The organism is Paenibacillus sp. FSL K6-1566, assembly GCF_038050475.1.
Taxonomy (GTDB): domain Bacteria; phylum Bacillota; class Bacilli; order Paenibacillales; family Paenibacillaceae; genus Paenibacillus_AQ; species Paenibacillus_AQ lactis.
In genome coordinates, this window is record NZ_JBBOSR010000001.1 from 6,252,936 (window position 1) to 6,265,905 (window position 12,970).

At 54.2% G+C, this 12,970-nt stretch carries 10 protein-coding genes; 4 read left to right on the top strand and 6 right to left on the bottom strand.

Translation table 11 applies throughout. The features are described 5' to 3' along the window. Positions 1–185: 185 nt before the first annotated feature. From NST08_RS28010 to NST08_RS28035, 6 genes are all read right to left on the bottom strand, one after another. Positions 186–1,337 carry a glycerate kinase family protein gene (locus tag NST08_RS28010; protein WP_341342557.1) on the bottom strand — a complete coding sequence of 384 codons (1,152 nt, stop codon included), beginning with the start codon at positions 1,335–1,337 and terminating at the stop codon, positions 186–188. Positions 1,338–1,427: 90 nt separating this feature from the next. After that, positions 1,428–2,987 (bottom strand): solute symporter family protein, encoded by a 1,560-nt coding sequence (locus tag NST08_RS28015; protein ID WP_341342558.1) that lies wholly within the window; start codon positions 2,985–2,987, stop codon positions 1,428–1,430. Between the two features lie 128 nt (positions 2,988–3,115). Then, positions 3,116–4,627, bottom strand: coding sequence for a solute symporter family protein (locus NST08_RS28020; protein ID WP_007128933.1), 1,512 nt, complete (start codon positions 4,625–4,627; stop codon positions 3,116–3,118). Between the two features lie 4 nt (positions 4,628–4,631). Then, positions 4,632–4,937, bottom strand: a complete 306-nt coding sequence (locus NST08_RS28025) for a DUF485 domain-containing protein (RefSeq protein ID WP_007128934.1) — start codon at positions 4,935–4,937, stop codon at positions 4,632–4,634. 469 nt (positions 4,938–5,406) lie between these two features. Further along, the gene (locus tag NST08_RS28030) at positions 5,407–6,207 is read right to left on the bottom strand and encodes a LytTR family transcriptional regulator DNA-binding domain-containing protein (protein ID WP_210094056.1); all 801 of its coding nucleotides are present in this window, start codon (positions 6,205–6,207) and stop codon (positions 5,407–5,409) included. Then, the gene (locus NST08_RS28035; RefSeq protein WP_210094057.1) at positions 6,194–7,963 is read right to left on the bottom strand and encodes a LytS/YhcK type 5TM receptor domain-containing protein; all 1,770 of its coding nucleotides are present in this window, start codon (positions 7,961–7,963) and stop codon (positions 6,194–6,196) included. Before NST08_RS28035 ends, NST08_RS28030 begins: the two co-directional genes overlap by 14 nt. 273 nt (positions 7,964–8,236) lie before the next feature. On the opposite strand from NST08_RS28035, the gene NST08_RS28040 reads away from it, so the two are divergent. The 4 genes from NST08_RS28040 (at position 8,237) to NST08_RS28055 (ending at position 12,960) form a co-directional block, all read left to right on the top strand. Further along, the gene (locus tag NST08_RS28040) at positions 8,237–8,869 is read left to right on the top strand and encodes a hypothetical protein (RefSeq protein WP_144878593.1); all 633 of its coding nucleotides are present in this window, start codon (positions 8,237–8,239) and stop codon (positions 8,867–8,869) included. Positions 8,870–9,208: 339 nt separating this feature from the next. Next, positions 9,209–10,021 carry a CPBP family intramembrane glutamic endopeptidase gene (locus NST08_RS28045; RefSeq protein WP_341342559.1) on the top strand — a complete coding sequence of 271 codons (813 nt, stop codon included), beginning with the start codon at positions 9,209–9,211 and terminating at the stop codon, positions 10,019–10,021. Positions 10,022–10,091: 70 nt separating this feature from the next. After that, complete coding sequence (locus NST08_RS28050; protein WP_341342560.1) at positions 10,092–12,362, top strand: sensor histidine kinase; 2,271 nt, start codon at positions 10,092–10,094, stop codon at positions 12,360–12,362. Continuing rightward, positions 12,328–12,960: a response regulator transcription factor gene (locus tag NST08_RS28055; protein WP_341342561.1), complete on the top strand. Its 633-nt coding sequence runs from the start codon at positions 12,328–12,330 to the stop codon at positions 12,958–12,960. Before NST08_RS28050 ends, NST08_RS28055 begins: the two co-directional genes overlap by 35 nt. Positions 12,961–12,970: the final 10 nt, after the last annotated feature.

A 12,970-nucleotide genomic window follows, 5' to 3' on the forward strand; every position in this document is an offset into this window, starting at 1 on the left:
GAAGCAGCAGGGGCAGCCTCTCCCGTAAAGAAGAAGCTGCCCCTGCTGTTGTTAACATATCAGGTCGTCCGGGCGAGGACGAACATCGTGCAGGAAGTCATCACTAAAGTGCGCACCGGGAGTTGCACACGGTTGCTAGGCTAAATTCAAACGGAATGCCAATCCAGCCGGCCAACCGGCCAGGATCATCTCCGGTTCATCGCCTGCATCAGGCGGATGATATTCTCCGAGGTTCTCTCCACATTCCGCCTCCCGCCCGCCAGCGCCTCCTCCAATGTGGAAGCGCCTGGCATAATCCCGAATATCGCATCAATTCCCAGGCCGTACAGGACCTCGGCTCCGTCGCCGACCCGCCCAGCCAGCGCCACGACCGGCTTGCCGTGCCGCTTCGCAACCTGGGCAACGCCAAGCGGCGTTTTGCCGTACTGCGTCTGGAAATCCATCGCGCCTTCTCCGGTCCATACCATATCGGCCTGCCGGATTCTGTCCTCCAGTCCGGTGAAATCGACGACCATTTCGATCCCCTTCCTTAGGTTCCCGTTCAGGAAGGCCATCAAACCTCCGCCCAGTCCGCCCGCGGCCCCGGCACCCGGTACGTCTGCAATATCCTTGCCGAGCTCCTGCTTAATCACCTCGGCATAATGGCGGAGATTGCGATCTAAAATTCGGATCATATCCGGAGTCGCCCCTTTCTGAGGCCCAAACACGCTGGAGGCCCCCGTCTCCCCGCAAAGCGGGTTCGTGACGTCACAAGCAACCTCCACCTGCACATCCTGAAGACGGGAATCGAAGCCCGACAAGTCAACCCTAGCAAGGCGCCCCAGCTCCCCTCCGCCATAGTCAAGCTCCTTGCCTTCCGCATCCAGCAGTCTGCCGCCCAGCGCCTGCACTACTCCGGCTCCGCCATCATTCGTAGCACTGCCGCCGATGCCGACCAGCAGCTTGCGGATTCCGTGGCCCAGGCAGGCTCTGATCAGCTCCCCCGTCCCGTAGGTCGTCGCCGCCAGCGGATTCCGCTCCGCCGGCGGCACGAGATGAATCCCGCTGGCACTGGCCATTTCGAGGATGCCGGTGCTGCCGTCGCCGGAAATGCCGTACGAGGCCATTACCGGATGCCCCATCGGACCCGTCACCCTTCGGGTATAAACCGTACCACCTGTCGCATCCACGAGGGATTGCATCGTTCCTTCTCCGCCGTCCGCCATAGGCACATGAATGCAGGTGACATCCGGACTTCCCTTCTTGATGCCGCGTTCCATCGCTTCACATACTTCCTTGGCTGTCAAACTCTCTTTGAAAGAGTCAGGCGCCATCACAATGACGTAGTCCCGTTTCACGTTATCCCCTGCCAATCCTCATAATTTCAAGTCTCTTTGTCGCTTCAGGCGTCTTTTGATTGTTCCGGTCATGAATCCCCTTAGTCCTTTTCAACCTGCTTCCCGCGTTCGGATCTCGTCCGGGGCGACATGAGCGATCGTCTGCATGATCTCGAACTGTCCCCTCGAGCTGGTTCTGCGTGCCAGCAGCGTGCCGAGGATGCCGCCGGCGAACCCGATCGGAATCGAGACGATCCCCGGATGCTTCAGCGGAAATATCGCCTCGGCCCGGATCCAGCCCGTAACCGGGTCCATGACGTTCGGGCCGATCGCGATGAGCGCAAGGGACGATACCAGCCCGCAGGTAATGCTCGCCATCGCGCCGAAGGCGTTAAAGCCGCGCCAGAATAGGGTGAACAGCAGCACGGGCAAGTTCGCCGAGGCCGCAACCGCGAAGGCAAACGAAACAAGGAAGGCGACATTCAGCTTCTGCGCTCCGAGCGCGAGCACAATGGAAGCCGTGCCGACCACGATTGCAGACAGCTTGGCCACCTTCATTTGCTGCGCCTCGCTCGCCTGCCCGCTGCGGAAAATGCTGCTGTACACATCATGGGCAAAGGCCGATGAGGCGGTGAGCACGAGACCGGAGATCACGGCCAAAATCGTGGCGAACGCGACCGCCGATACGAATGCCATGAGAAACTCGCCCCCGAGTGCGCTGGCCAGCAGCGGAATCGCCAGCTCCACCCGCTCCGACAGCGCGGACCAATCCACGAAGGCGGCCGCCCCGAAGCCGAGGAAGATCGTCATCACGTAGAAGATGCTGATCGTCACGGTCGCCGTCTTCACCGACAGCCGAACCGCGCGCGGATCCCTAACCGTATAAAAGCGGGCAATGATGTGCGGTAGTCCGGCCGTGCCCAGTACCAGCGCCATGTTGAATGAGATCATATCCAGCGGGTGATCGAACATATTCCCCGGCTTCAGGAACTGTTCCTTGTGCGGTGTTCCATGCTCCATGGAGGCAAACAGCCCCAACAGATCCCAATCAAACCGTGACAGCACGATAAGGCTGATCATTAGCGTGCTGCTCACCAGCAGAATAGACTTTACGATCTGCACCCAGGAGGTTGCAAGCATGCCGCCGAAGGTAACATATACGGTCATCAGACCGCCGACAAGCACGATGGCCCATGAGGTCTCCAGGCCGAACAGCAAATGGACAAGCCAGCCTGCTCCGACCAGCTGGGCAATCATATAAAAGACCGTGATCATCAGGTTATTGAGCGCGATTAATCCGCGCAGCCGTCTCTCTCTGAACCGGACCGCAACCGCATCCGCCATCGTATACCGGCCCAAATTATGAAGCGGCTCGGCGATGAGGTATTGCACAATCACATAGGAGGCCAGAAATCCGATCGAATAGAAAAATCCGTCAAAGCCGTACACCGCAATCGAGCCCGCAATGCCTAGAAAGGACGCGGCGCTTATATAGTCGCCCGAGATGGCCAGCCCGTTCTGGAGGCCGTTCAGCCGGTTGCCTGCCGCGTAGAAATCGTTCGTGCTGGTTGTCCTTCCCGCAGCGTAATACGTCATCATAAGCGTCCCGATGACGATCGCCAGAAAAAAAACGATGCCGGATATGTTCACGTACCAGGCCTCCTTATTCATATACGCATAAGCTCCTTCTATCATTTTACGATAAGATGACAAAAAAAGGGTGATCCTCCTGCTAAAATGCAGATAGAAGACCACCCTTTTTTGAAATCTGAGCCCATATGAAGTACAATCGGCGCTGCTTATGCGCCCGTATTCGCCTTCACCAGCACTTCGGCATACTTCGCATCGTCCTTGGAGGAGGATAGGAATGTGCCGACGTAGGCGGCCAGGAATCCGAGCGGAATGGAGACGATGCCCGGGTTACTCATCGGGAACAGCGGCTCCCCGATCAGAATGGCCTTGCCCGCCGGATCCCATATGTTCGGGCTGAGCGCGACGAGGATAACCGTGCTGATCAGTCCGGTCAGCATGCCGGTGATCGCGCCGGCCGTATTGAACCTTTTCCAGAATACCGTGAACAGGATAACCGGCAGGTTCGCGCTGGCCGCGACCGCAAAAGCAAGCGAGACGAGGAACGCGACGTTCATCTTCTGCGCAAACAGGGCCAGCAGGATCGAGACGACGGATACGCCGATCGACGCATAACGCGCCATCTTGAGCTGCTCCTTCTCCGATGCGCTTCCGCGGCGCAGGATTTGCCCGTAGAAGTCGTGGGCGAACGCCGATGCCGCCGACAGCACGAGGCCGGTTACGACCGCGAGGATCGTAGCGAAGGCAACGGCCGAGATGAGGGCGAACAAGAAGTCGCCGCCGATGACCTTGGCCAGCAGCGGGGCGGCCATGTTGCCCGCATTGTCGACTGCGGTAATATCGGACGCCCCGACGAAGGCAGCAGCACCGAAGCCGAGGAAAATCGTCATCACGTAGAAGATGCCGATGATCCATGTGGCGTAGACGACGGAGCTGCGAGCCGTCTTCGCGTCTCTGACGGTGAAGAAACGGATCAAAATATGCGGCAATCCGGCCGTGCCGAGCACGAGCGCCAGGTTCAGCGAGAGCGTCTCAAGCGGGATTTTGTACTTGTTGCCGGGATTCAGGAAGGCCTCCTTCAGCGGTGTGGCCGTCTTCATATGCTCGAACATATTCGTCAGGCTGAAGTCGAATTTCGCAAATACGATGATCGAGATGATGAAGGTTCCGGCCATCAGCAGCACCGCTTTGGAGATCTGCACCCAGCTGGTGGCATGCATGCCTCCGAACACGACATAGATGGTCATCAGCACGCCGACGATCAGTACGGACGTCACGTAGTCCAGACCGAGCAGCAGCTTAATCAGCGCCCCCGCGCCGACCAGCTGCGCAATCATATAGAAGATGGAGATCGAGATCGTGTTGAGCGCAGCGACGCCGCGTACCTTCTTGTCTGCAAAGCGGGCGGCGATCATATCCGCTACGGTATACTTGCCCAGATTCCGAAGCGGTTCGGCCACAAGGTACAACACGACCAGATAAGCGACCAGGAAGCCGATACTATAGAAGAAGCCGTCGAAGCCGACCAGCGCGATCGAGCCGGCGATGCCGAGGAAGGATGCCGCCGACATGTAGTCCCCGGCGATGGCCGTGCCGTTCTGCCAGCCCTTGAGTCCTCCTCCCGCCGTGTAGAAATCGCTCGTATTGGTCGTCTTTTTGGCAGCGAAATACGTAATGACAAGCGTCAGCAGCACAATACCGCAAAACAAAGCAATCGCCATATGCCTATGCCCCCATATCCTTTTTGATCTCATCGGCAATTCGGTCGAACTGCGAAGCCTTGCGGGAGTATAGGATGCACAAGACCCAAGTCATGATGAACTGCGCGAACGCAAACACCCAGGCCCACGTGATCGGTCCTACGGCCGGACGATTCAGCACGTCGGTGTATGACGTAAGAATCGGCAATGCGAAATAAAACAGCAGGAAAAATACCGTCATCGGGACAATGAATCGTTTCTTGCGGGAGAGCAGCGTTTTGAATTTGTCCGAGTGCCATACTTCCGTATAGCCTTTTTCCTTCGCTTCCATTACTTTCCCCTCCATCCATGGCGGAAATTCGGATTAACCTGCGCCTTTTCGATTGTAAGCGCTTTAAATCGATTATATACGGCAGCCGCGGCTCCTACTACCGCTCCTGCGCAAAGCGTCGGATGAGCTGCGCGAAACGCCGAATTTGCCGTCTGGAAAGTGTCGTTTACCACCGCTTTCCAGACGGCAAATTCACATTCGTGAAGCGTTAGCCGATACAGGGGGGGGGAAATGGCTCAGCGTGATCGAACACGTATTCAGCTGACGCCAAGGGGAAGCATTCCCGTATCAGATGCATTCTACCGACGCAGGTGAAAACGACTGCATTGAGTGTGTGCTGCCGACGCAGGGGGAAGTGACTGCATGGAGCGCGTGCTGCCGTCGCCCAGAGAAGCAACTCTGCATCGAAATGCATTCTGCCCTAACACTGGGGACGGAACGCTCCATGAGTCCGGGTGGCGTTAAAGGTCTACGCTTTTCGCAGCAGCCGGAATAAATCCTTAGCCGCCTCTCTGGATAGCGGGATCACCGTCCGCAACTCGTCTTTCATGACAATGTTATAAGCCCCGTTCGTCCAGGGCGACAGCTCGGCAATGCGGTTCACGTTCACCAGATAGCTCCGGTGCGGCCGAAAGAACGAATAGCCGGTCAGTCGCTCTTCCAGCTCCTGCAAGGTCTGCTTGCTCATGATCCGCTGTCCTTCCGCCGTGTGAATGGCGACGATCCGCTCTTCCCTAACGGCGTAAAGAATCGCCTCGGGATCGACCAGCACATGCTTGTCGCCGTCGTCCAGAAGCAGCAATCCGCTCATTTTGCCGGCCTTGGCTTCCGGCGGCTGCAGACCCCCCGGTCGTGCATGGACGGCTGCAGGCACAGTCGCGCCTGACAGTCCCTGACTTCCGGCATACCTGGCGCGGATCCGCTCGAGCGATTCCTTAAAGCGGATATGACTGTATGGCTTCAGCAAATAATCGATCGCATTCAGGCCGAATGCCTCAACGGCATATTCGTCATAAGCGGTCGTGAACACGATAAGCGGCGAGTGCGGCGAGGCTTTGAGCATCCGCGCAGCCTGCAGGCCTTCCAGCTCCGGCATATGGACATCGAGGAATACGACATCGGGCTGCCACTGCGCAGCGAGCTCCAGCAGTTCCCTTCCGCTAGACGCATAAGGCAGCATCTCGATATCCGGCTCCTGCTCGAGCAAATAGGCCAGCTCTTCCCTTGCCAGCCGTTCATCTTCAGCGATCATCACTTTAATTCGCTTCACGGCAACGACTCCCTTCCAATACGCTGCAGGGGATGCGGAACGATATGCGCAATCCGCCCTCCGCAACATTTTCGATGATAAGCCTGGCTTCCCGGCCGTACATTCCCATAAGCCGCTGATTGATATTGTAAATGCCGATTCCCGTCCCGCCGCTCTCGTGAAGCGGCCGTTCTCCGAGACGCTCGAGCAAGACCGGCGATATGCCTGAGCCGTTGTCCTCCAGCAGGACGACAGCCATATCCCCGTCCCGCCTGAGCGTGAGCTTAATGAGACCGCCGCTGGCCGTATTGCGCAGGCCGTGCTTGATGCTGTTCTCGACCAGCATTTGCAGCGTGGCGGGCGGTATTTGCAGCTCCTCGAGTCCCGGCTCAAGCTCGCAATGAAAATTGAACTGGTCCTCGAACCGGATCTGAATAATGTCCAGGTAGGCACGCAAGAGCTCCATTTCCTCGCGGACCGTCGTGGCACGCGAGGCCATTAGCTTGGCATTCAGACGCATGAACGCGCCCAGCTGCATCGTTGCATGCCTCGCCAGCTGCGGGTCCGAGCGAATCAGGGAGTGAATCGCATTCAGCGTATTATACAGAAAATGCGGGTGGATCTGGGCTTGGAGCAGCTTCAGCTCCGCCTCTTTCATGAGCTTGGCCATATTCTCGTGGGAGGTGGCGCCAAGCTGATAAGAGATCAGCTGGCCCAGCCCCCGGGCCATCGCCAGCTCGACCCGCCCGATATCCTGAGGCCGCTTGAAGTACAGCTGGATGACGCCGACGATCTGGCTTCCTTCCAGCATCGGGACGAGGATCGCGGCGCCGAGCGACGGATGCTGCGGCTGGATATCCTCGGCATGATCCACTACGTGGAGCTCGCCGGTTGCGATCACTTTTTTCGCCATAGAGGAGCTGATCTCTTCTCCTGGCTCAATGGTCCGGCTGGCTGCCCCCGCATGGGCAAGGAGCCGCTCGGTGTCGGTGACCGCGACGGCGGTCGTTGTCTTGAGCTCCCTTAGCAGCAGATCGGCCACCGCCTGTGCCGTCCGGTACGTCAATCCTTGCTTCAGATGAGGAAGGGCTGCTTCGGCGATGTGAAGCGCCTTCTCCGTCTCGTACGCCGCGGCCCGTTCCTCTTCGGCAAGCGCCACCCGCAGCATCGTCGTGAACACGGCGATCGAGATGCTGTTCGTCAGTACCATCGGCAGACCGATCAGATTTACGAGCTCGATCGCCTTTAGGGAATCTTCAGCACAGATCAGGATGACACCCATGAACAGCACCTCGGCAAACATGCCGACAAACAGCGCCTTCGCCGGGGAGACCACCCGCTCCTGCGCGAAGAAGCGGGCGACGCCGCCGGCAAGCACGCCGATCAGCGGTGCCGTAATGGCACCTGCCAGTCCTGTATAGCCGCCCATATAGAGAAGATGCGCTCCCGCCAGAAGACCTCCGCCGAAGCCGACTCGGGGACCGCCCATCAATCCTCCGATCACAACGCCGACCAGGGCGGCATGGGCCAGCGCCTGATCCTTCGTCAGAGGCATCAGCCAAAAGGAGGTGCTGATGCCCCCCTCCTCCACAACTACCCCGGCATACGTGCCTAGAATGCCGAAGAGCCCGAAGAGGCAGGAGTAAAACACGCTTTGAACGCCCGATATCCCCTTCCGATCGAGTAATTGGCGGAACAGCGGAATTCGGGTCAATATAAAGGCAAGGATGAGCAGCATGCCCATCCGTTCGAACAGATGGAGCGCAAGCTCCTGCATAGGAACCTCCCTCTCCCCGCGTAAAATACGGCTTATGCTTCAGCTACTTAGCCTCATTTTGATGTCTGGTTATGGTTACATGATTGGTTACGGTTATGAATGAATTCGATTCCATTCCCACGCGAATGCGTTTTCAATTGATGCATGATGATTATAAGGCACAGGTTGCAGAGAAGACAATAAAAAGGAATATATGAAGCGAATGGCAAAATGATAAAGGGCTGCTCTTGTCTGGTGAAAGGCAAAACAAATGCAAGATAAGGGGGAAGTGAAATGAAGAAAAGATACTTACTAAAGTGGATTATAATAACTACCGTACTTGTACTGATTTCAAACCTGCTCCAATTTGTTGTATCCAACCGAGTTGGTGGGGACAAACTGCCTGTAACTTCTCAACCGATCCACGACAATAACAATAGCTACAATATATTTACGGATTATTCGAGTCGTATTCAAAGCACGTATAGATTGTTATTGGAGCTAGAAAATGATAAGTATAGTAAACCAAATGATGCCTTCTTATTGTCACAGGGATTTTTAATAGGAAACAGTACTGATTACTATTCAAATTTAGAAGTGTTAATCCAAGGTTTGGACAGCAATGATTATAATCATGAGCTTCATAACATTGTTGAAACGAATAAAAATTTGCAAACGATGATCTATAAATTAAACAGATATTTCTTTACTCAACGGAATAACGCAAAACTCCCTGAGAACTGGGAAGAGATAAAAGAATTACTCGCGAAAATAAGCACTCAATTAACTTCAGAATCTACAAAAGATGTGAGTCTGTATAATATTACGAGCTATCCTAAGGAATTTGTTACGAAATCCGAATACACGACTGCTATTTCAACTTTAACCAAAGATATCTTTAAGGTTATTGATTTAATTGATAATTAGGATCCTCCCCAAAAAAAAAGCAGCTAAGGCCTTCGTCCTCGTTAACATGTGCGATAAAGCTTGAAATCCATTGTGAGATCCCTGGGGATCGAACATTCTATCTTTTTAAATTGGATCAGGCAATATGAGCATCATGGTGAAATAAATGGTTGATTTGGGCACGAGTTCAATTCATTCCACGTTGGCCGGCAAAAATCCGCTGCGTGATCACGCAAAAAATTCGGCGTGCTTCCCCCCCGGAATCGTTGGGGAATACGGATTTCCTCCTCATCTAAGCCCTCTATAATAAGGAACATAAACAGCCATTGAATTGGTATCCTTATGTGGAGGGTTATTCTTATGCCTAAAATGCCGTCAACGTTCTATCAGAAAATTATTCATTTCTTCAATTTGTCTGATCCTGATTATGTCCGTTTCGTACGCTCATACGAAGCCAAGACGAAGAAGCACATTGCGTTCTATCTGTTCCTTGGCCTTCTCCCCGGTCTGATCGCGTACTTGTTCACCTTTCCGTTGCGTGAGCCGATCATGAAGTGGACGGGTCTATCCTCTGTTTATGTACAGTTTATTGCTCTCGTCGTGATGTCGATCGGATGGCATATGCTCTTTCCTTTTTTGATGCTCCGCTTCAAAGACGGGCTGTCGTTCAAACAGTCCCTTGTTTACCTTGGTTTTGGAAAATTCGATCTGAAGGGCATACTGACCGTTCTGCCCCTCTTGACTGTGCTGTTCACAATACTTTCGCTGCCTTACATGAGATATGTGTATACACCGCTGTTTGAGTGGTTGAACGGGTTTTCTGCGCTTCATATGGGAGAATGGCATATTTTCAACCAGGGATATTACGATTTCCCGTTACCGCTGCTTCTGGTCGGCCTTGTCGGCAATTTCATCGGGGAAGAAATTTATTTCCGTGGCTATCTGCTGCGTAAAGTGGGGCGCTTAAAGTTTGACTGGCTGTGGATCTCCTTCATTTTCTATTTCTACCACATGTGGCAGGCTCCCATCAACTGGGCCCTCTTGCCTCTGGCAATCGTTACTCCATTCGAAATTTTAGTCAAGCTGCGGAAAAATATTTATGTAGCCATCCTGTTCCATCTGTTCACCAACTTTTTGTGGGGAGCCATTACACTCTATCTGGTAGGGGTGTGACGCAAACAAACCTGTTTGTCGTTCATCCACAGCAAAAAAGATAGTACAATGGCAGCAAGGGGGTTGCAGCTTGTCGACTATTCTGCGGAAATACAACTGGGTCATATACGGAACGGCCCTTTTATACCTTGTTGCAGCGGCCTACATCCATGTCGCTACGCTTCAAAATCCATATACCGGTTTATTGTTCCGCGAGGATCGTGGCGCATGGATCGTATCATCCGTCGATCATGCAGGCCATGCAGCGCAATGGGGCGTTCGTATCGGGGATCAGCTCGTCGCGGTGGATGGCAAAGCACCAATTGATATGATCGAGCTCGGCAGCCAGTCATATTTGAAGCAATCGGGGACGCTTCTGTTCATGCGTGATGGATTGGGCACGATTGAAATGCGTAATAGCGCAAAATCATCAGACGTGTACAAGGGTTTGTTCACCGGTTGCGCGGAGCTGGCGCTGCTTGCCATCGGACTGGTGGCTTACCGGAAAAAGCCCGAGTCACATATGGTCCGTCGGTTTTATGCGCTGAATGTATCCATGGCAGCGACGCTGCTGTCCGTATACTCGACGGAGAACACGCTGACCGGATGGATTATGCCGTTGGTGGCGAGCTCGTTGCCTTACCTGTTGTTGGCTTTTTTCATCTCTTTCGTATTCCGATCTGTTCACCGGTGGATCGGCCTGGTGCTGGCCTTATACCGTGTGATGGCCGCATTGTTCGCCGCGTATGCCCTGATCATCTTCTCACTGGGCGTTATTCCAGGTTGGACCCGGAGCGTCATCCATATGGGGCTGTTCGCAACACTTCTAGCTATATTCGCTATTGCGGCTGCCTATTGGAAAGCGATGGACCGTGCCGAGAAAAACAGCCTGCTCACGTTTGCGGCCGCGCTGGCCTTCAGCCTTTTGCCCTATTTGTTCCTGTGCGCGCTGCCCGATTTGCTGTGGGGTGAATTTATGATGCCCCCGGATACGGCATTGACCGGCCTTGTGATCCTCCCAGCTTCCGTATTGTGGCTATTGGCACGACAGAAGCTGGTCGACATGCGCTCCTATCTTCCACGACTGGCCATACACAGCTTGTATATCGGGCTGATGCTCATTTTGATCGCTGCTCTCATTCGCAGCAGCGCTTCCAAAACAACGCTTGTGCTATGCGGCGCATTCCTTATCCTTGTGCTGATGCACCAGATGAGCATCAACAGCATCAAGCGACAACGGGAGCGGCGTGAAGACCGGCTTGACCGACAACGGCTGGAGATGTCAATCCGGCTTGCAGAACACCGCAATAGCCGCGACCTGCTGCGTATGCCTGCAGAGCTTGTCCATAGCGTAACGGAAATAGAGGGGTTGTGCTTTGTCTGGAATCGTGATACTGAAGCCGTCATCTACGGAACGGGGAGGTTTGCGGAAATCACGGAATTCGCCGATGCAGGCAAGCCAATTCCGCGGGAGGCGCTGTCAGGACACGGTTTCGAACAGGTGCTGGACCTTGTTGTCCAACCCGGCGAACCGATCATAGGCTATTTGGGATTAGGCGCGAAAAAAAACCGAACCGTTTTCACCTCGGAGGAGCTCGGGTTAATCGATAAGGTGAGACGGGAAACCGTTCGTTTGCTGACGAACACTGCCCTGCTTGATGAGCTGCGTCAAGCACGCGGCACATTGACCGGGGATCAATCCGAATACCGTCTAGTGGAAGCGCAAGAAGCGAAGCAGGTTCGAACGTCATACTATTTGCATGACCATGTTTTGCAAAACCTTATTTTTCTCTCCCGCGATCTGGAAGAATTGCATGATACGCAACAATGCAGCAAGCAGCACACCGCAATCTGGTTGAAATGTCTCTACGATACACAGCGCGACATCCGCCTGCTCTGTGATGATTTGTATCCACATATCGTCGATCAAGCGGGACTGGGCGACGCTCTGCGCTGGCTGATGCGTACGATTAAAGAGAATGGCGGGCCGACGACTAATCTCGTGAATGGGCTGCCGGAAACGCTATCTCCGTTATACAAGATCACATTGTTTCGTATTGTGCGGGAGCTTGCAAACAATGCGTTAAAACACGCCAAGGCGGACAATCTGACTATACGTTTATGGGAAACCCATGACGCGGTCCACTGTCAAATCAAAGATGACGGCATCGGAATAGATCCGGTTGCTGCAGGCGGGCGCGGATTCGGGCTCGCCACGATCGGAAGCCAGGTTGCACAATTCAAGGGTGATATCGATATTGACTCGGCAACCGGGCGCGGGACAAACGTCCACGTTTGGCTGCCGAAGCAGGAAGGGAGTTCAAAGCATGGAGCAGCCCATCAAGGTGGTACTGCTGGATGACCATCCACTAGTCATGGAGGGGTTGAAAAATCGACTTGAGCGGGAATCAGATATTCGTGTAGCCGGAACATTCAATGACCCTCGCGAACTATTGTCTCAAATCGCATTGCTGCATCCGGATGTCGTCGTTATTGATATCTCGATGCCAGGCATGAACGGATTCGAGGTGCTGGAGGAGCTAAAACGGACTTATGGCATTTCAGTCAAGCTGATCGTATTATCGGGATACGAGTATGACGAATATGTACATAAAGCTTTTGAGATCGGCGTGCATGCCTATTTGTCCAAGCAAGCGACCTACCCGCAAATCATGAATGCCATTCGGCAGAGCCTGCTCGGTCACCGGTTGGTATCGGAGCGGATGACTGCTCTCCCCAGAACCGACCAGTTGACACCGACGGAACGGGAGGTGTTAAAACACATCGCGTTAGAGAAAACAAACAAGGAAATTGCAACGGCGTTGTTGATGAGTCAACGGACGGTTGAATACCACATGACGGCCATTAACCGGAAACTCGGTGTCAAGACGAGGATTGGTGCGGTTTCTAAAGGCTATGAGCTGGGTTTGCTGGAGCGGCTGCATGATGGGGATAAGTGAACATTCCGGT